Source organism: Serratia sp. PF-27, assembly GCF_030053255.1.
Classification (GTDB): Bacteria; Pseudomonadota; Gammaproteobacteria; order Enterobacterales; family Enterobacteriaceae; genus Serratia; species Serratia bockelmannii.
Genome location: NZ_JASGBT010000021.1, coordinates 549,667 through 568,052, shown reverse-complemented (window position 1 = coordinate 568,052; position 18,386 = coordinate 549,667). Strand labels below are relative to the sequence as shown.

The 18,386-nt window shown below is 61.0% G+C and carries 19 protein-coding genes, 1 tRNA gene, 2 pseudogenes and 1 riboswitch; of the genes and pseudogenes, 12 read left to right on the top strand and 10 right to left on the bottom strand.

Features of this window, described 5'->3' with window-relative positions; all coding sequences use genetic code 11:
* Window positions 1-5: 5 nt before the first annotated feature.
* The gene (locus tag QMZ29_RS17750; protein WP_049203556.1) at window positions 6-1,223 is read left to right on the top strand and encodes an acyl-CoA dehydrogenase family protein; all 1,218 of its coding nucleotides are present in this window, start codon (window positions 6-8) and stop codon (window positions 1,221-1,223) included.
* Between the two features lie 8 nt (window positions 1,224-1,231).
* On the opposite strand, the gene QMZ29_RS17745 is transcribed toward QMZ29_RS17750, so the two are convergent.
* Window positions 1,232-1,867 (bottom strand): flavodoxin family protein, encoded by a 636-nt coding sequence (locus tag QMZ29_RS17745; RefSeq protein WP_049203554.1) that lies wholly within the window; start codon window positions 1,865-1,867, stop codon window positions 1,232-1,234.
* 115 nt (window positions 1,868-1,982) lie between these two features.
* Between QMZ29_RS17745 and QMZ29_RS17740 the strand changes: the two genes are divergently transcribed.
* From QMZ29_RS17740 to QMZ29_RS17730, 3 genes are all read left to right on the top strand, one after another.
* Complete coding sequence (locus QMZ29_RS17740) at window positions 1,983-2,879, top strand: LysR substrate-binding domain-containing protein (RefSeq protein WP_043143182.1); 897 nt, start codon at window positions 1,983-1,985, stop codon at window positions 2,877-2,879.
* A gap of 69 nt (window positions 2,880-2,948) precedes the next feature.
* A complete protein-coding gene (locus QMZ29_RS17735; RefSeq protein WP_043143183.1) occupies window positions 2,949-3,536 on the top strand; it encodes a nitroreductase family protein in 588 nt (195 codons plus the stop codon).
* 132 nt (window positions 3,537-3,668) lie between these two features.
* Entirely contained in the window at window positions 3,669-3,962 is a 294-nt protein-coding gene (locus QMZ29_RS17730) for a DUF2623 family protein (RefSeq protein ID WP_049207145.1), read from the top strand.
* A gap of 13 nt (window positions 3,963-3,975) precedes the next feature.
* Here QMZ29_RS17730 and QMZ29_RS17725 read toward each other — a convergent pair whose 3' ends face one another.
* Entirely contained in the window at window positions 3,976-4,545 is a 570-nt protein-coding gene (locus QMZ29_RS17725; protein ID WP_025303413.1) for a helix-turn-helix domain-containing protein, read from the bottom strand.
* 38 nt (window positions 4,546-4,583) lie between these two features.
* On the opposite strand from QMZ29_RS17725, the gene QMZ29_RS17720 reads away from it, so the two are divergent.
* Both QMZ29_RS17720 and QMZ29_RS17715 read left to right on the top strand, forming a co-directional pair.
* Window positions 4,584-5,102: a GNAT family N-acetyltransferase gene (locus tag QMZ29_RS17720; protein WP_148123570.1), complete on the top strand. Its 519-nt coding sequence runs from the start codon at window positions 4,584-4,586 to the stop codon at window positions 5,100-5,102.
* 17 nt (window positions 5,103-5,119) lie between these two features.
* Window positions 5,120-5,560, top strand: coding sequence for a DMT family transporter (locus QMZ29_RS17715; RefSeq protein ID WP_043143187.1), 441 nt, complete (start codon window positions 5,120-5,122; stop codon window positions 5,558-5,560).
* 86 nt (window positions 5,561-5,646) lie between these two features.
* Here the strand turns inward: QMZ29_RS17715 and QMZ29_RS17710 are convergent, their stop codons facing one another.
* A complete protein-coding gene (locus tag QMZ29_RS17710) occupies window positions 5,647-6,510 on the bottom strand; it encodes a hypothetical protein (protein ID WP_261427128.1) in 864 nt (287 codons plus the stop codon).
* A 243-nt stretch (window positions 6,511-6,753) separates the two neighbouring features.
* Here QMZ29_RS17710 and QMZ29_RS17705 point away from each other — a divergent pair, with 243 nt between their 5' ends.
* The 3 genes and pseudogenes from QMZ29_RS17705 to QMZ29_RS17695 all read left to right on the top strand — a co-directional run.
* Window positions 6,754-7,485: a hypothetical protein gene (locus tag QMZ29_RS17705; RefSeq protein ID WP_141998452.1), complete on the top strand. Its 732-nt coding sequence runs from the start codon at window positions 6,754-6,756 to the stop codon at window positions 7,483-7,485.
* Between the two features lie 220 nt (window positions 7,486-7,705).
* Window positions 7,706-8,315: pseudogene (locus QMZ29_RS17700) on the top strand (transposase).
* 51 nt (window positions 8,316-8,366) lie between these two features.
* Window positions 8,367-8,588: pseudogene (locus QMZ29_RS17695) on the top strand (MFS transporter TsgA); the annotation flags it as partial.
* Between the two features lie 62 nt (window positions 8,589-8,650).
* Here the strand turns inward: QMZ29_RS17695 and QMZ29_RS17690 are convergent.
* Window positions 8,651-8,726, bottom strand: a tRNA-Asn gene (locus QMZ29_RS17690).
* 62 nt (window positions 8,727-8,788) lie between these two features.
* Between QMZ29_RS17690 and QMZ29_RS17685 the strand changes: the two genes are divergently transcribed.
* On the top strand, window positions 8,789-9,013 hold the full coding sequence (locus tag QMZ29_RS17685) for a hypothetical protein (protein WP_145957800.1): 225 nt from the start codon (window positions 8,789-8,791) through the stop codon (window positions 9,011-9,013).
* Between the two features lie 51 nt (window positions 9,014-9,064).
* Window positions 9,065-9,988 carry a nitrogen assimilation transcriptional regulator NAC gene (nac, locus tag QMZ29_RS17680; protein WP_043139985.1) on the top strand — a complete coding sequence of 308 codons (924 nt, stop codon included), beginning with the start codon at window positions 9,065-9,067 and terminating at the stop codon, window positions 9,986-9,988.
* Between the two features lie 36 nt (window positions 9,989-10,024).
* Here the strand turns inward: nac and QMZ29_RS17675 are convergent, their stop codons facing one another.
* Window positions 10,025-11,488, bottom strand: a complete 1,464-nt coding sequence (locus QMZ29_RS17675) for an AMP nucleosidase (RefSeq protein WP_060433496.1) — start codon at window positions 11,486-11,488, stop codon at window positions 10,025-10,027.
* 139 nt (window positions 11,489-11,627) lie between these two features.
* Window positions 11,628-13,931: a phosphatidylglycerol--membrane-oligosaccharide glycerophosphotransferase gene (gene opgB / locus QMZ29_RS17670; RefSeq protein ID WP_049205537.1), complete on the bottom strand. Its 2,304-nt coding sequence runs from the start codon at window positions 13,929-13,931 to the stop codon at window positions 11,628-11,630.
* Window positions 13,932-14,216: 285 nt separating this feature from the next.
* On the opposite strand from opgB, the gene QMZ29_RS17665 reads away from it, so the two are divergent.
* Window positions 14,217-14,957 (top strand): transporter substrate-binding domain-containing protein, encoded by a 741-nt coding sequence (locus tag QMZ29_RS17665; protein WP_261427132.1) that lies wholly within the window; start codon window positions 14,217-14,219, stop codon window positions 14,955-14,957.
* Here QMZ29_RS17665 and QMZ29_RS17660 read toward each other — a convergent pair whose 3' ends face one another.
* The 4 genes from QMZ29_RS17660 to QMZ29_RS17645 are packed head-to-tail and all read right to left on the bottom strand — an operon-like array spanning window position 14,958 to window position 18,113.
* The gene (locus QMZ29_RS17660; protein ID WP_261427134.1) at window positions 14,958-15,893 is read right to left on the bottom strand and encodes an ABC transporter substrate-binding protein; all 936 of its coding nucleotides are present in this window, start codon (window positions 15,891-15,893) and stop codon (window positions 14,958-14,960) included. It abuts the gene before it with no gap.
* A gap of 35 nt (window positions 15,894-15,928) precedes the next feature.
* Window positions 15,929-16,696 carry an ABC transporter permease gene (locus tag QMZ29_RS17655; RefSeq protein WP_043140003.1) on the bottom strand — a complete coding sequence of 256 codons (768 nt, stop codon included), beginning with the start codon at window positions 16,694-16,696 and terminating at the stop codon, window positions 15,929-15,931.
* The gene (locus QMZ29_RS17650; protein WP_025303401.1) at window positions 16,693-17,433 is read right to left on the bottom strand and encodes an ABC transporter ATP-binding protein; all 741 of its coding nucleotides are present in this window, start codon (window positions 17,431-17,433) and stop codon (window positions 16,693-16,695) included. The genes QMZ29_RS17655 and QMZ29_RS17650 overlap by 4 nt, the downstream gene beginning before the upstream one ends.
* Window positions 17,430-18,113, bottom strand: a complete 684-nt coding sequence (locus tag QMZ29_RS17645) for a TenA family protein (RefSeq protein ID WP_147823974.1) — start codon at window positions 18,111-18,113, stop codon at window positions 17,430-17,432. The genes QMZ29_RS17650 and QMZ29_RS17645 overlap by 4 nt, the downstream gene beginning before the upstream one ends.
* A 62-nt stretch (window positions 18,114-18,175) precedes the next feature.
* Window positions 18,176-18,278, bottom strand: a riboswitch (TPP riboswitch).
* Window positions 18,279-18,386 lie beyond the last annotated feature (108 nt).

The following is an 18,386-nucleotide window of genomic DNA, read 5'->3' as shown; positions in this document are numbered from 1 at the left end:
CTGACATGACGCAACACCTGTTATCCACCGGAGCAGACTACGCACAGCTGGCCGCGCGTTTTCGGCCGATCTTCGCCGAAATCGCCGCCGGGGCGGTGGAGCGAGAGCTGTCGCGCACGCTGCCGCATGAACCGATCCGTTGGCTGAAAGAGGCGGGGTTCGGCAAGGTGCGCCTCCCGCGTGAAAAGGGCGGCGACGGCGCTTCGTTGCCGCAGCTGTTCGAACTGCTGGCCGAACTGGCGGAGGCGGACTCTAACCTGCCGCAGGCGCTGCGGGCGCATTTCGCCTTCGTGGAAGATCGGCTGAACGCGCCGGACGGCCCGGAGCGCGATCGCTGGTTCGAACGCTTTCTCGACGGCGAGCTGGTCGGCAGCGGTTGGACCGAGATCGGCGGCGTGAAGCTGGGGCAGGTCAATACCCGGGTAACGCCACAGGCCGACGGCTGGTCGCTCAACGGCGAGAAATTTTACAGCACCGGCAGTCTGTTTGCCGATTGGATCGACGTGTATGCCGAGCGTAGCGACAACGGCGGCCCGGTGATCGCTTTGGTGAACGTCACCCAGCCGGGCGTAGAGCGCGACGACGACTGGGACGGATTTGGCCAACGCACTACCGGCAGCGGCACCACGCGTTTTATTGATGCGCAGGTCGAGCAGGCGCACGTCTACGCCTTTGCCGAGCGCTTCCGTTACCAAACTGCGTTCTATCAGCATGTGTTGCTGGCGACGCTGGCGGGGATCGGTCGCGCGGTGCTGCGAGACGTCGGCGAGGGCGTGAGGCAACGTAAAAGGATCTATAGCCACGGCAACGCCGGTTGGGTGAAGGACGACGTGCAGATCCAGCAGGTGGTGGGGCAAATCAGCGCCTGGGCCTATGCGGTTGAGGCGACGGTGCTAAAAGCGACTTCCTCGCTGCAGCAGGCTTATGAGGCGCATCGTTCCGGCGATGAAGCGCTGCTGCAGGCGCTTAACGTGACGGCGGAACTGGACGCCGCCAGGGCGCAGGTCATCGCCGGGGAGTGGGTGCAGCGCGCCGCCGGTGAATTGTTCAATGCGCTCGGCGCTTCAGATACCCGTACCGGCAAGGCGTTGGATCGCCACTGGCGCAATGCGCGCACGCTCTCTTCACATAATCCGGTGATCTACAAGGCGCGCAATATCGGTGACTGGGAAATTAACCGCCATACGCCGACCTTTATCTGGCAAATCGGCAGTGGCGGTTGAGGCCGTGGCTATTCCGTCCAAACCTGCGTGCTACGCGGGCTGTCCATCTGATAATCCGAGTAGGGGCGGGTGAAGAACTCGCGCCCCAACTCGCGGGCGGCCTGCAGCGGGTTGCGCGGATCGCGGGCGATCTCGCCGCGCTGGTTGCCGGCGCCGTGCACCAGCCCGACGAAGGCGGAATGGGTGTAACGGCTGAACTCCTGGATCTGATGCACGATGCCCAGCGCCGCGCCAGGATAAGTTTCTTCCGACGCCACCGCCAGCCCGATGCGTTTGCCGCTCATGCGTTGGTGCACCTGTTCCGCCTGAGGGTAGGCGTTGGAATAGAAGCTGAACGAGCGATCGAAAAAGGCCTTGGTTTGCGCCGACATGCCGTACCAGTAAATCGGCGTGCAAAATACCGCGCCGTCGGCCGGCAGGAAGTGCTCCAGGAACAGCTCGGCGTAGCGATCGCCCGGCGGCGGCGTATGGCGTTCATCGCTCAGAAAACCGCTCAGGTAATCATCGAGAAAATGCAGGCTGGCGACGGTGCCGGCTTCGGCGGCGCCCACCAGGATCGCCTGCGCCAGCGTGGCGCTGTTGCCGTCACGGCGTGGGCTGCCGACCAGCACAACCAGACGTTTGGATTGATGAGTTGTATTCATGTCATGTTCCTCGGTATGAAGTGAATTCAACCCTACTTTAGAAACAAGTGACGGCAGGCGACAAATGACGGCTTTTCTGCCAGGATGAATCCAACTCACCTAGAGGGATTTCGCCATGTTCGCCACGCTGCCCGTCAACGCATTACGCACCTTTGAATCCGCCGCTCGCCTGCGCAGCTTCAAGCTGGCGGCGGCCGAGCTGGCGGTGACGCCGACGGCGATCTCGCACCAGATTAAAGCGCTGGAGCAGCAGTTGGGGTTTGCGCTGTTCGAGCGAGTGCCGCGCGGCGTGCGGCTGACGGCGAAGGGAGAAACGCTGTTCGCCGGGGTGCACGGCGCGCTGCTGGACATCGCCGCCACGCTCGAAGGCCTGCGGCCGCAGCCCAGCAGCGGCTCGCTGTGCGTCTCGGTGACGCACTCGTTCGCGGCGCTGTGGTTGGTGCCGCGCCTGGGGCGTTTCTACCAGGCGTACCCGCACTATCTGGTGCGCCTGGAGGCCTGCGCCGAGGTGATCGATCTGCAGCAGGACGCCAGCGTGGATGTGGCGGTGCGTTACAGTCGCGCACACTATCCCTCGCTGCATCAGACGGCGCGGCTGGAGGAGAGCTTTGGCGTTTACGCCGCGCCGGGGCTGGCTGCCGCCGAACCGGAAAATCCGGTGCTGATCACCGTGAAGTGGGGGGATTCTGCGCTGTACGACAGCGGTTGGCATGACTGGTGCCGGGCCGCCGGCGTGGACTGGTGGCAGCGCCATGCGGCGATGCGCAGCTATCACGAGGAACATTACGCCCTGCAGGCGGCGGTGGCCGGGCAGGGGTTGGTGCTCGCCAGCTCGGTGATGGTGTCCGAGATGGTGGACAACGGTCTGCTGGTGGCGTACCGGCCGGAGGTGCGCGTTCCGGGTGCCGCGTACAGCGTGTTGTGCGCGCCGGGACGCGAGCGGCACCCGCCGGTCAGGGCGTTTCTCGCCTGGCTGCAGCAGGAACTGCCGCAAGGCAATGGCACGAAATAAAAGTTTTACCGTCCTAAGCTGTGGGAATATCAGCGAACTTTTGTTTTTACTTCACTGCGAGAACCTATCATGAGCCAGCCAAGAACCTCCGATTACCCGATTGACGCGCAATTTATCGAGCGCTGGTCGCCGCGCGCGATGACCAACGACGCCATCGACGATCAAACGCTGCTGAGCTTCTTTGAAGCGGCGCGCTGGTCGCCTTCGGCCTACAACATTCAGCCGTGGCGCTTTGCCTACAGCAAGCACGGCTCCGACAGCTGGGAGAACTACCTGGAGTTCCTGATCGACTTCAACCGCGGCTGGGCGCAGCACGCCTCGGCGCTGGTGGTGATCGTCTCCAAAACCACCAGCCTGAACGGCGAGCGGCTGGTGGACAACCCGACCCACGCGTTCGACACCGGCGCCGCCTGGGCCAACCTGGCGCATCAGGCGCACCTGAAAGGCTGGCTGACCCACTGCATGAGCGGCATTCACCACGACAAGATCAAAGCGGCGTTGCAGCTGCCGGACGACTATGCGGTGCACGCCATGGTGGCGATCGGCAAACCGGGCGACAAAGCCCGCCTGCCGGATTTCCTGCAGGAAAAAGAGGCGCCGTCGGGCCGCCTGCCGCTGGGCAAGACCGTCAGCGAAGGGCTGAATTTCACGCTGTGATTGCCCGCGTTCTCGCCGAGGCCCGCTTTGCGGGCCTTTTTTATGCGGCGAGTAAAACTTTGGGAGTATGTTCGCGTTCGCTTATTCGCTGTATATTTTGTTATATAGCGATTGCGTAATGAGGAGGAACCCGTGGGAGATCATTTTGGCAAAGGGTTGTTGGCGGGGTTAAAGGCGGAGAACCTGAAGCCGGAGGCGGAGCTGTCGCGCTTTTGCTCCGACTACAAGCGCGGCTTCGTGCTCGGCTATGCGCACCATTTAGCGCAGCGCTGCGGCGACGAGAACCGGGCGGCGTTCGAAGCCGGTCAGCTGAGCCGTGCCTATGGCCTTGGCAGTGAGCCGATGTGCGAGTTCTTTTCCGGCGGCGACAGCCGGCTGGCGGAGAAGTTTTTCCGCGCCGGCTATAACCGACCGGCGCAGGGGTAGCGCAGACGAGCCGTCAGGCGGCGCTCAGCACCGCCACCATATACACGCACGGTTGGTCGCTCTGGTTTTCAAAGCGGCAGTCCGCCGGTGGGCCGAGCTCCAGACAGTCGCCTTCGGCCATTTCATGGCGCGCCTCACCCTCAAGAAAGACCAGCTCGCCGGATAAAACCCAGATCAGCTGACGTTTGAACGCGTACACCGAAGCCGGCATCGGGATCGCCGCGCCGGCCGGTAGTTCAATGCGCACCAGATCGAGCGGCAGATCGGTGCGCGGCGACACGTGGCGCCGCACGTAGCCGCTCTCCGGATCGACCCAGACCGGTTGATCTTCCCGGCGCAGCAGCCGGCCTTCCTGCGTTTCCGCCCGGGCGATCAGCTTGGACATGCTGAGGCCGAACGCCCCCGCCAGCCTGCCCAACAGCATCGCCGTCGGGCTGCTCTCGCCGCGCTCGATCTTATGAACCATCGCCCGTGAGACGCCCGCCCGTTCGGCCAGATCGGACAGCGACCAGTGGCGCGCCTCGCGCTCAATGCGAATGCGTGCGCCGATCAGCTGATTTAGATTGTCTAATTTAATATTCATATCGTAGTATTATAATGGACAATTGGCCGGGGTAAACCATGATTATACGAAATGCGACGCTTAACGATAGCGCGGCGATTGCCGCCATCTATAACGACGCGGTGTTGAACAGCACCGCCATCTGGAATGAACAAACGGTGGATGCGGCCAATCGCGCGGCGTGGATCGGCGAGCGGCAGGCGGCAGGTTACCCGGTGCTGGTGGCGGTGAACGGCGCGGACAAGGCGATCGGCTACGCGTCGTTCGGCGATTGGCGCGCCTGGGACGGCTATCGCCATACCGTAGAGCACTCGGTGTATGTCCATCAGGCGCATCGCGGCGCCGGGATTGGCAAGGCGCTGTTGATCGCCTTGATTGCACGGGCGCGGGAGATCGGCAAGCATGTGATGGTGGCCGGCATCGAATCCGGCAATCAGGCGTCGATTAAGCTGCATCTGGCGCTGGGGTTCCGCGACGTGGGGCGCATGGAACAAGTGGGCGCCAAATTCGGCCAATGGCTGGATCTGACGTTCCTGCAGCTGACGCTTGACGAGCGGGCGGCACCGCCGACGCGCTGACCCCGGGAGGCAGGGCGATGAATATGCTGTTACTGCTGATCGCGGCGGGGATGGGGCTGGTGGTGCAGAATCTGTTGATGGTGCGTATTACCGAAAGCGTTTCGACCATCCTTATCACGCTGGTGATCAACTCCAGCGTCGGTTTGTTGCTGCTGGTGGGGTTGCTGCTGGCCAAAAACGGCCTCGGCGCGGTGGCGGAAGTGACCGGCGCCGCCAGGTGGTGGATGCTGTTACCGGGGCTGCTGGGATCGCTGTTCGTGTTCGCCGGCATCCTGGGCTACCAAAAACTGGGCGCGGCGGCCACCATCTCGATCTTGGTCGCCAGCCAGCTGTGCATGGGGCTGCTGGTGGACGTCTACCGCGCCGGCCCGGCGGCGCTGCGCGAGAATCTGCCGGCGCTGTTCGGCGCCTTGCTGCTGGTGGCGGGCGCCTATCTGGTGGCGAAACGCAGCTTTTGAGGGAACGGTTTGCCGCCGCCGGGATAGTTTCTGCGTCTTGAACTATGCCGCATGTTATCGGGGGAAATTATTCCCCCGATAACAATCTAGTAAATATAGTCATATTTTATTTCTGCAACGTGGTTGTAGACGTTATCCCGGTTTTTCTTCACGTCTTTAATTAAAATTGAAATGTTTTGCTGAGCATTAATGCATCTTCCAAACTTATCCCAGCTTTTACAGGTGGTCGTGGTCGTTTCTGTGGTGAAGGACTTCATCACTTCTTTGCTGGTTAACTCTCTATCGTCGTTATCATAAGTAAAATCTCCGGTGGTTGTACCTGATAGTGTTCTTGTTAAACGGTTTTTAGCGTCATAACTATAGGCGGTGTTGCCACTGTCATTGCCCAGCGTACTAACGCGTTTTGCCTCGGACAGCCTCCCGGCGTCATCGGCTAAAAATGTTGTTACCGCCTTGCTTGACTGGTGCTTTTGCTTGATGAGCAGGTCGGATGCCTCTTCCGATCGGACGATTCGGCCACCGTCACCGGTGAGCACGGTGCCGCTGATTTCTTGCGCCATCAGCTCATGGCGGGCATTGCCATTCTCAATCATAGACATGTTAAATGTTGAGCTGTAATCCCAGTTGTTATGGTTTTTATCAAGCGTGCTGCTGAACTGGATCACTAAAATACTCTTGTTAATTTGTGACCTGACGGTTTTTTTAGCGCGTGAATGCAGCAGGGTACCGCAGTCATCAAATTCTACCTGGGAATCAGCCGAGATATAGTCATCCTTGCTGGTTATACGCATGCTGATTTTTTTAGGCGTTTTCTTAGCTGACCACTCTTGAGCCAAGATGGCATTGTTAAAGGCGTTGTTGGCTGATGTTTTTTCAGAGCAGAGGTTTTCATTTGCATATACATTGCATGAATAAATAATCGGCAAACAGAACAACATTGATTTTTTCAAAGTGAACACTCCATGTCATAGCACATTGATGTTGTATGATTATATCTACGTATTGCCATATATCGCAACTTTTGCCAGCCTGGGCAACAGGCCATCCGTTTTTGCAAAGATAACGGAAAACAGGCCAGAGCGTTCATGAATCGGTACCTGTCGTTACGTTACACAATATATACTATGGTATTGTAATTTTAGAGCATGTACTATTATCGTAACTATACGACTGTAGTGATGGATATTTATGCTATGCTAACATCTGACCCACGTTATCAACTTCTAGCAGTATATAGTGCACAACATCTCCGTGCTGTTGCTGGCAGAGTCATTGCTCGTGCTGAGCTGACACCTCTGAATTTTTCTACGCTGCTCTGGCGCTCAATGTGGCAATCACCAATTCCACCTCTTTTACACCCTGAATCAGGTCACGAATTTTTACAGGAAAACGGCTGCCCCTATCCACGACCTTATGGCCTTGAGTCGTGGATCACGACCAACAATAAAGGTATTCTTGATTTCCAGTCTGCTAATAAGATTATTTATTTGGCTGGTTTTATTGAAAAAGACTGGGGTCTTAGCAGGCAAATGCCAATATGGAGAAAACACGCAACGAGTCGGATCAATGGCTATGCATATAATATTGTTCAGATGTTTATGTATGATGGGCTTTCGGATGCTTATCCAACTGAATACTATGTTACGTTCGACTACGATCTTTTGAGTGACGAGTTGAAAAACACAAGGCTTAATCGCTGGGTGTCTACATACCAAAAAAAATCGAAAGATCCCTTTGTCGTTGCATCAATGGAAATTACTCGGATATCTAATGCGAGATCAATATTTCTATGGCAAATTACGCTTGAGACAGTTAAAGGGTTATGTACATCTTTAACGGTGGAGGCTACACCGGGTAATTCATATTTAAGCTATTTTCACCCCGTCAGACAAAAGCGAGTTCATCCGTTTATTGGCTATATTTGAATGCTCAAAGGATATAGTATTAAAGGGGGGGGTATGTGCTATGCGATAAATTTACTCTGTAAAACCTAAGGGTATAGGCGTGGAGCAAGAAGATGAAATATAATACCACTCAGTCGCCGTAGAATTTCTCGGCCAAAACCGTGCGAATAGAGACTGTAATTTAAATTGTGTATCTGCCTGTTTTTGATATGTTCATTCCCACAACGGAGACAGGCAAATTATGGATGAAAATAAACTCAAAGTGCTGGCTGCTGAACTGGCCAAAGGCCTTAAAACCGAAGCCGACCTAAACCAGTTTTTCCGGATGCTGACAAAGCTTACCGTCGAAACGGCGCTCAATGCAGAAGTGAGCGAGCACCTCGGACACGAGAAAAACGCGCCCAAAAAGCTCAAAGACCCGCAATGGCTACTCGTTAAAACGCTGCTGAGTGATGATGGCGAGAGCGAGCTGAGCACCCCGCGTGACCGTGAAAATACCTTTGAACCTCAGTTACCAGACGCGTATTACGCAGATGGACATCCAGATTTGGTCCCTCTACGCCAAAGGCACGACCTCCCGCGAAATCGTCGCCACGTTCAAGGAAATGTACGATACGGACGTGTCTCCCACGCTGATATCTAAAGTCACCGATGCAGTTAAAGAACAGGTGACAAAGTGGTAAAGTAGGCCTCTTGATGTACTGTATCCCATTGTTTATCTTGACTGTATCGTGGCGAGGGTTCGTCAGGCTGGCAGCGTGATTAACAAAGCCGTATTCCTCGCTCTGGGCATTAATACAGAAGGTGATCTTGACCCGCTATCTCCAGACAGCTTTTGTATCTTGAGTTAACAATGCCCGCAGGCGTCGGTATTCTCCCGGGGAGTGATATCCCAGTGCGAAACGAGGGTTTCCTCACCCAAGCTGGTGAATTTCATTCTGACCAGTGGAACAGTCGGCACCATGTTGACCTTTGTGGTCACCGGGCCATTTGTGGCGCACTTAGGCGTACATGCGGTGCTGGTTATGGCGGATGTGCTGTATTTTTTGGTCTTTATTCTCTGCTTTGCCCTGGGGTTCTGCACTCGGCACCACTTGCACGGCGGCAACGCCGAAAATATCTGACTCGCGCCGTGCCGAATAGCAAAAAGCCCGCTCGGGTTTCCCTGAGCGGGCTTCTCTAAATATGGCTCCTCTGACTGGACTCGAACCAGTGACATACGGATTAACAGTCCGCCGTTCTACCGACTGAACTACAGAGGAATCGTTTGAACGGGGCGAATAATAGCGGGGCGGTTGCGGCTTGTAAAGCGTGAAGACGTCCGATGCGTTCGTTTGCTGCAAGATTGCCCAACCTGCTGCTTTTTCTCGCTTTTGTCGCTTATCCCGCGCGCAGCGCCGCCGGGTTGCCCGTTGTTTGGCGCATTTGCCTGCCGATGGTGCAACGGTTGCCCTGCGCGGTGGCGCGCGCCGCCCGGCGAACGGCCATTTACCGCCTTGTACCCCGCTTCCACGGCCGTTTACCGACTCTGGCCTGGATCTTGCTGTGATTGCATGACCGGATTTCGGCATTCTCAATTTAGCGGCTCGCTGGAGGCACTATGAATTTCAGACGTCTGAAGTACTTCGTGAAAATCGTCGATATCGGCAGCCTGACTCAGGCGGCGGAGGTGTTGCACATCGCCCAGCCGGCGCTCAGCCAGCAGCTGGCGACGCTGGAAGGAGAGCTGAAGCAACAGCTGCTGATCCGCACCAAGCGCGGGGTGCAGCCGACCGAGGCCGGCAACATTCTGTATGCCCACGCGCAGACCATTCTGCGCCAGTGCGAGCAGGCGCAGAGCGCGGTTAACAGCGCCGGACAGGCGATGAGCGGCCAGGTGTCGCTCGGGCTGGCGTCAGGCAGCACCGCGGCGCAGCTGGCGCTGCCGTTGCTGCAGACTCTGCGCGATCAGCAGCCGGGTATCCTGCTCAGCCTGCATGAAAACGGCGGCACGACGCTCACCGGACAGGTGGCTAACCAGACGCTGGACATGGCGATGGTCTACGGCGCCAAAATGCCCGCTGGGCTGCACGCCATCGCGTTGATGCGGGAAGATCTCTATCTGGTGGCGACGCGCGCGGTGCCGCATCCCGGCAACAGCGTCGAGCTGCTGGACGTGGCGCGGCTGAACCTGTTCCTGCCGCGCGAGGGCGATGCGGTGCGCAACCAGCTGGAGGAGGCGATGGCGCTGCGCAAGCTGGCTGCCAACGTGGTGGGGGAGATCGAATCCTCGGGTGCGTTGAGCGCCGCGATCGCCAGCGGGCTGGGGGCGACCGTGCTGCCGGAATCGGTGGCGCGCGCGATGATCGGCCCGGCCAAGGCCTGGATGGCACGCATCAATGCGCCGACGATGTCGGTGCCGCTGGCGCTGTGCATGTCGGGCCAACAGGCACTGTCCGCCCCGGCGCTGCTGGTCAAAGATCTGCTGCTGTCGATCGCCGGCGGCCGCAGCCAGGAAAAACGCGCACTGGCGCTGGTGCGTTGAGGAAAAAACGGCCCGCCGCAGCGGGCCTGAGCACCGTTACCGGAACGGCGGTTCGTTGAAGGTGCGCAGCTTGCGCGAGTGCAGACGATCGCCCTCGGCGCGCAGCAGATCGATGGCGCAGATGCCAATCTGCAGGTGCTCGGAGATCGCCCCTTCGTAGAAGCGGTTGGCCTGGCCCGGCAGTTTTATTTCACCGTGCAGCGGTTTGTCGGAGACGCACAGCAGCGTGCCGTACGGCACCCGGAAGCGGTAACCCTGAGCGGCGATGGTGGAGCTCTCCATGTCGACCGCCACCGCGCGGCTGAGGTTGAAGCGCCGCGCCGAAGCGGAGTAACGCAGCTCCCAGTTGCGATCGTCGGTGGTGACCACCGTGCCGGTGCGCAAACGCTGTTTGACCTCTTCACCGGGCATGCCGCTGACCATCTTGGTGGCGTCGTACAGGGCGCGCTGCACCTCGGCGATGCTCGGGATCGGGATATCCGGCGGCAGCACCGCATCCAGTACGTGATCGTCGCGCAGATAGGCGTGGGCCAGCACGTAATCGCCGATCTTCTGGCTTTCGCGCAGGCCGCCGCAGTGGCCGATCATCAGCCAGGCGCTCGGGCGCAGCACCGCCAGATGATCGCAAATGGTTTTGGCGTTGGACGGGCCGACGCCGATGTTGATCAGCGTGATGCCCTGGCCGGTGCGCGAGATCAGGTGATAGGCCGGCATCTGGTGGTTTTTCCACGCCAGATCGGACACCGCCTGTTCGGGCGCGCTGGTTTCCGGCGTGATGTAGGTGCCGCCGGCGCTGGAGAGCGCGATGTACGGGCTGGCCGGATCGGCGATCTGCGCGCAGGCCCAGCGCACGAACTCGTCCACATAGCGGGTGTAGTTGGTGAACAGCACGAACGGCTGGAAATGCTCCACCGGGGTGCCGGTGTAGTGCCGCAGACGCGCCAGCGAGAAATCCGCGCGCAGCGCATCGAAATGCGACAGCGGGAAATGGTTGTCGGTGGTGTGATACAGACCGTCGGCGGTCTCGTCACCGATCTGCGCCAGCTCGGTGGTGGGGAAATGCTGCGCGATACCGGCGCTCATTGAGCGATCGAGCGCCAGGCTGGACCCGTCGATCACATAAGGGAACGGGATCTCCTGCTGCGACGGCGCCACTTCAATATGGGCGGCGTAGTCGTGTTCCAGCATCGCCAGCTGTTCGGCCAGATAGTGGCGGAACAGCTGCGGCCGGGTCACGGTGGTGCTGTAGCTGCCGGGATGGGTAAAGCGGCCGAAGGCGCGGGTTTTGTTTGGGCCGGACTGCTGCCCGTCCCAGCTGACGCGCAGCTCGGGATACACGAACAGCCCGGCGGTGCGCGCCTGCGGGTCCGGCAGGGTGCCGTGGCTGATAAAGTCACTGACCGCCTGCCGCAGCGCGTCTACCGCGGCGTCATACAGGGCTTCCAGTTGATCGAGTGCCTGATCGGCGCTGAGGCCGCTGCGAGGTGGGGCATAGCTCATACTTTCTCCTTCGATGTCCCGGCTCTGGGGCGGGATTGGCGGCATTTCACCGTCACAGGTTAGCCGAAGCAGGGCGTAAAAGCTTGGTCGAAATGACGGGCACGGCAAAGAAATTACCGCGCCCGTGAAGGCGGGGGGATCAGGAGGCGGGAGCGGCCGCTTCGACCTTCAGCGATACCAGGCCGATGCCCAGCTTCTTCGGCGTGAAGCCGCCGCTGGCGCTCTCTTTCGGCTCGGTCGGTGCCGGCGGGGTAATGCTGATCTTCTGCGCGCCGCGCGGGTTGTCGAAGCGCAGGGTGACGGTGCTGTCCTGCTCGCCGAGCGACACGAAGCGCTCTTCGTCGCCGACGCGCACCGAAATTGGTTCGCCGACGTTGTTGCCGTAGGCGCGGGCGCGCAGCACCAGATCAAAGGTCTTCGGCAGCGGGTCGACGTAATCGATGTCGACCGCCGGCGCCAGGTTGGCGTCGGACCAGCGGCCCCACTCCTCGACGGCGGAAACGCCGGTAATGGCCTTCACCTGCTCCGGCAGGCCGGGCAGCATGAACTCGATGGCGTCCGCCCGGTATTTCACCGCCGCATCGTCCACCTGCAGGCGAGCGACGGCGTTTTGGTAATCGGCGACGCTGTCCGTCGCCGGGCCGGTGAAGTTCACCTTGCCGTTGAAGCGTTCGCCGCTGGCCTGCGCGATCTGCGGCGGCGAGGCCAGGGTGCCGGAGGCCACGCAGATGTCGGTGCTCAGCGCCAGCTGCGGCGCCCAGACCCGGCCGATCTCGTAGCATTTATCGACCCAGACGAATTTCTCCCCCGCGCCCAGCCCGGCCAGCTGTTTGCGCAGCGGGGTGGAGAGGTAGACGTTGAACATCGGTTCGATGCGGTTGTCGCCCACCCGCAGGATGAACGGCACCTTGTAAGTGACGCCGGAGAAGCTGAAGCTGCGTTGGCGCGTGTCCACGCTGTAGTCGCTGATGCGGTTCGGCAGGCCCCACTGGTTGATCACCGCCGGTTTCCAGCCGTTAATTTTCTCTTCGATATTCAGGAACACCGTAGACAGCGACGGCGCCGACAGGCTGCTGCGGCCGAGGCCGATGTAGTTGTCGCCGCCCATCACGTCCAGCACCGTGGCGCCGTTGTCCAGCGTGCTGCGCTTCTCGTTGCGCTGCTCCGCCTGCGGCCGGGTGCCGTCGATGATGAAGAACAGGTTGCGGCGCTTCTGTTTGGTCAGGATGTCGTAGGCGGTGTTGTTCATCGCCAGATGATCGGAGGAGACCACGATCACGGTGTTGCTGAAATAGGGCGAGCGTTTGATTTTGTCGATCAGCGCGGCGATGTGTTGCTGGCTGCAGGCCACCGCGCTCAGCGAGCGGTTTTCCTTGTTCTGCCAGGCGTAGCTTTTCTTGCTGCAGCCGGCGGAGATAAAGCCGTCCGGGTGATGGGTATCGACGGTCAGGGTAAACAGCGAGAACGGTTGGCGCTGTTTGGACAGCTCGACGAACTTGCCGTACACCACGTCCAGCACGCTGTCGTCGTACCAGCCCCAGTCGTTTTTGTAGCTCGGATCGGCGACCTGTTCGCGCAGCTCTTTGAAGCCGTAAACGTGGTCGAAGCCGTGGGATTTCAGGAAGGTGTCTTTACCGGCGAACGCCAGCTCGGCGCCCTGATAGAAATAGTTGCTGTAGCCGGCGGCCTTCAGCACGTCGCCCAGGCAGACGTTCTCCGGGTAGAAGGTGGAGACCGCGCTGGAGGCGTTGCCGTCGAAGGGCGCGAACAGCGGAATGCCGCACTGTGAGGCGACCATGCCGGCGATGGTGTAACCGGTGCCCGGCAGCTGTTGGGTGTTGCTGAAATCGATGCTGTCCGCGCGCAGGGCGTTCAGCTCGTCGGCCAGGCCGGGAAACAGCTCGGTATCGAAGTAGGTGCGCTCCAGGCTCTCGGCATAGATGTACACCAGGTTCGGCCGCTTGCCCTGCACGGTCTTTTTCGGCGCCTTGTAGTAGGTGGTGAAATCGGCGGTATCGCCGACGATCTGGCTCTTGACCAGCAGCGAGATGTCCTGAAATGCCGGGGTGGTGCCGACCGAAAACAGCGCCAGCAGCACGGCGACGAGGCTGTAGGCCACGCTGCTGCCTTTGGCTTTGCGGCGCAGCAGGCTGCGGGCCAGCACCGCGAAGATAAGCCCCAACGCCGCCAGCAGGCCGATGAACGGCAGCACGTATTTGCTGATGCCCGCGCCTTTGAGGCTGCTGGTGACGGTGTAAATCACCGCGTCGGTGATGCCGTCGCCGGTAAAGTAGTTGCTGGCGATCAGAATAACGTTCAGCACCAGATAGCTGCCGAGCAGCGTCAGCAAAATGGCGAACCACCAGCGGTTGGCGGCGGCCCGGGTGCGATAAATCAAAATCGACGCCAAGAAGAGAACAAACGAAACGACTGCTAAAACCATCCGCCAAACCCTGTCTGATTGAAAAAACGTTGCTGCCCTGGTCTGCGCCGCCGACCGTGCCGCGGCGCGAAAAGTGAAGGGTATAGCCTATTGCCGGCGGCGGAACAACGCGCGATCTCCCGCTACGGCCGACGAACGGCGGCTATTGTACATTTTTATGATAATAGTGTGACGTTAATCACGCCGACGGCGGCCTCGGCGGCGAAAGCTTGCTGGTCGGAGGTTTCGCTCTACGCTTAATGAGCGCCACGACGGTGCGCCCATCAGCCTTTCACAGGAGGAAGTATGCAGACGATTCCCGCCGCGGTACTCGACGATCTGGCCCCGCAAGGCGTGTTGCGCGCGGCGATCAACTACGGCAATCCGGTGCTGGCACAGGCCGGGGCCGGCGGTAAACCGCAAGGCGCTTCGGTGGAGCTGGCCGCCGCGCTGGCCCAGGAGCTGGGCGTGGCGCTCGAGCTGGTCACCTATGACGCGGCGGGCAAGGTGTTTGCCGACCTGGACAGCGGCGCCTGGAACCTGGCGTTTATGGCTATCGAGCCGGTGCGTGCGGCGCAAATCGCCTTCAGCGAACCCTATGTGATCATCGAGGGGACTTACCTGGTGGCGAACGACGCGCCTTACTTTGAGGTGGCGCAGCTCGACCGGCCGGAGGTGCGCATCGCGATCGGCCAGGGGGCGGCGTACGATCTGTTTTTATCGCGCACGCTGCAGCAGGCGCAGCTGGTGCGGGCGGCAACCTCCGCCGAGGCGATCGCGCTGTTTTTCGAACGGGGGCTGGAGGCGGCGGCCGGCGTGCGTCAACCGCTGCTGGCCGCTGCGGCCGCCCATCCCGGCTACCGGGTGCTGGACGGGCATTTCACCGCCATCCACCAGGCGATGGCGGTGCCGCGGCAAAAAACGCAGGGCGCCGCCTACGTGAACGCGTTTATCGAACGCTGCAAGGCCAACGGGCTGGTGAAGGTGGCCTTGCAGCGCAGCGGCCAGGGCGAGGTGACGGTGGCGCCGCCGGCCGCCTCGGCGTGATCAGTCGAGCTCCACCGCGTACTGTTCCACCGGGGTGATTTTCTTGATCAGCTTGTTGTCGAACAGGAACTGTTCGTAAGCCTGGTAGCGCGCGCGATCCAACTTGGCCGGATCGCGGGCGAACAGCGGCAGGCTGGCTTGCCACGCCTGTTTGTTCAGCTCGGTATTCAGCTCCGGGTGCGCCTTGGCGAACGCCAGCCAGGTGTCCTGCGGGTGTGCATGCAGGTAGTCGCTGCCTTGCTTCAGTGCGGCGAGGAATTTGCGGATTTTCGGCTCGTTCACCGCATCGCGGTTGGCGACGATGATCAGCTCGTCGTAGGCCGGCACGCCGTAGTCTTCGACGTTAAACACCACCGGCTTTTTGCCCTGCAGCTTCAGCTCCAGCGCTTCGATGTTGCGGTAGCCGCCGATCACCGCATCGACCTGGCCCGCCAGCAGGGCGCTGGTCAGCTGGAAGTTGACGTTGATGAGCTTGATGTCCTGCGGCTTGAGGTGCTCGTGTTCGACCATGGTGGCCAGCGTCGCCTGTTCGATGCCGCTGACCGAGTAGCCCACCGTTTTGCCCTTGAGATCCGCCGGCGACGTGATGTTTTTGTCCAGCGCGATCACCGTATTCAACGGCGTGTTGATCAGCGTGCCGACGCGCATCAGCGGCAGGCCCTGATCGGCGAAGAAATGCAGCTGCGGCTGATAGGTGATGGCGAGGTCGGCCTGTTTGGCGGCCACCAGCCGCGGCGGCAGCGCCGGATCGGACGGCGGCACGATCTTGACGTCCAACCCTGCGGCCTTGAAGGCGCCGATCTGCTCGGCCACCATAATTGGCGCGTGATCGGGGTTGATGTACCAGTCGAGCACCAGCGTCAGCTTCTCGGCCGCACCGGCCTGGCCGGTGAGGGCAGCGCCCAGCAGCAGTCCGCAAACGGTTTGTTTGATCATGGTCGTTCCTTTATCCCTGGTTATGGTTGCAATCATCAGTCGTTTTCCGGCGCCCAGGCGATCAGACGCCGCAGCAGCGCATCCACCGCGGCCCACAGCAGCACGGTCATCAGCACCAAAATAAACAGCGCGGCGAAGCAGACGTCGGTCTGCATGCGCGCGTTGGCGTTCAGCATCACGTAGCCCAGCCCTTCGGCCGAGCCGACCCATTCGCCGATGATGGCGCCGATCGGCGCGACGGCGGCGGCCATGCGCAGGCCGGAGCCGAAGGCCGGTAGCGCCGCCATCAGCCGCACGTGCCGCAGCTGCGCCCAGCGCGAAGCGCGCATCGTGCGCGCCAGATCGAGATAGTCGTTGTTGACCCGGCGCAGCCCGTCGAAAAAGGCCGACACCACCGGGAAGAAAATCACCAGCACCGCCATCGCCACCTTGGCGCTCATGCCGAAGCCGAACCACAGCACCAGCAGTGGCGCCAGGGCGAACACCGGTATCGCCTGGCTGGTGAGCACCAGTGGCATCAGCCAGCGCTGCAGCCGCGGCGAGAAGATCATGCACAGCGCCAGCGCCGCGCCGAGCAGCACGCCCAGCACCAGCCCGCTGACGATCTCCGAAGCCGTGACCAGCGTGTGCCAGGCGAGATAGCCGCGCCCGTCCCACAGCGCCTGCGCCACCGCGCCCGGCGTGGGCAGCAGAAAGGCCGGAATGCCGCTTTGCGCCGCCAGCCACCACAGCAGCAGCAGGCCGGCAAACACCGTCAGCCCACGCCGCAGGCGGGTGAGGCCACGCTCTTCGGCAATCTTCATTGCGCGGCCCTCACCAGCTGTTGCAGCAGCTCGGCCTGGCTTTTCAGCAGGTCGGCGTCATCCGGCGCGCGCGGCGGTTGCCCGCTGATACGGTGGGTATCGTCGAGGCCCAGCGGCCAGGGCGACAGTACCAGCAGCCGGTGGCTCAGGCGGCAGGCCTCCATCGGATCGTGGGTGATCAGCAGTACGGTATTTTGCGCCAGCAGCTCGGCGGCCAGGCTTTGGATCTCGGCGCGGGTAATGGCGTCCAATGCGGAGAAGGGTTCGTCCATCAGCACGATCGGCTGGCGTTCGTAGAGCGTGCGGGCGATGGCGGCGCGCTGGCGCATGCCGCCGGACAGCGCGGCGGGCAGGCTGCGGCCATGCGCGGCCAGGCCTACGCGTTCGAGCAGATGCGCCACCCACGCCCGATCCGCCACTTCGCCGCGCAGCCGCGAGCCGAGGGCGACGTTCTCTTCGACGGTCAGCCACGGGTAGAGCAGGTCTTTTTGCCCCATGTAGGCGATGCGCCCGGCGATCGGCAAACCGTCGCTGCCGGTCACCGTGCCCGAACTGGCCTGCGCCAGGCCGGCGATGATCTTCAGCAGGCTGGTTTTGCCGGCGCCGCTGGCGCCGAGCAGGGCGACGAAGCTGCCGCCGGCGATGTCGAAGCTCAGCCGGTCGAAGACGATTTGCTGACCGAAACGCAGGCTGAGATCCCGCACCTGGATGCCGGGTGGGAGAAGCGGGGAGGTCATGAGGCGTTCAGCCCCATCTGCCAAAATGCCGATTCCAGCTGGGTGGCGGTGGTGAAAATCTGCGCCAGCTCGGTGAAGCGGCCTTGTGCGCCGCGCTGGTGGCCGACGGTTTCCAGCAGTTCGATGGCGGCACGCACGCCGGCCAGATAGCCCTCGTCGCCGTAGTTGCGGATCCAGGAGGCGTAAGGATTGCCCTCCATCTGAGTGGCGGGATCGTGCAGCAGCCGCAGGCCGATTTCGGCATAGCCGGCCACGCAGGGCAGCAGGCCGGCCAGCAGATCGAGGGCGTCGCCGGCATGGCCGATATCCAGCACGTAGCGGGTGTAGTTCATGGTTTCCGACGCTTCCGGCTGGGCGGCGATCTGCGCTTCGCTCAGCCCCCATTCGGCGCAGTAGGCCACGTGCAACGGCAGTTCGGCGACGATGCCGTTGAGCGAGGCGGTGGCGGCGCGCATCTCCGGCAGGGTGCGCAGCTTGCTGACCAGCAGCGCGTAGGCGCGGGCGAAGTGCAGCAGAAACAGATAGTCCTGGGTCAGGTAGCGGCGAAAAGCGCGTTCAGGCAAGGTGCCGGCGGCCAGCTGCTGCAGAAATGGATGATCGACGTAATCTTGCCAGTGGCTGCCGGCATGGTGGCGCAGCCGGCCGTAAAGACCGCTTTCGAACAGGGTAGTGATGGACATGGGACCTCCTTGAGTCAGTGGAGATCCGGGCACGCTGGGGTATGAACAGGCAACGGGTGAGAGCGTTGTTGCCTAACCGTCCCTTCGCTGGCATGACCCAGATCAGGTTCAAAGGGTTCGGCTTGCGCCATCTCAGCCCGTAACAGGACACCCCTCGGAGCTGCTTGTTATACGACATTTGTTTTTTGATTACAATCGCCGGGCGGTGCGGCGGCAATCGGTTCGTTTAGTGCGATCGAGGGTGATTTTGCTGGCGCAAGGCGCGCGGTTTTT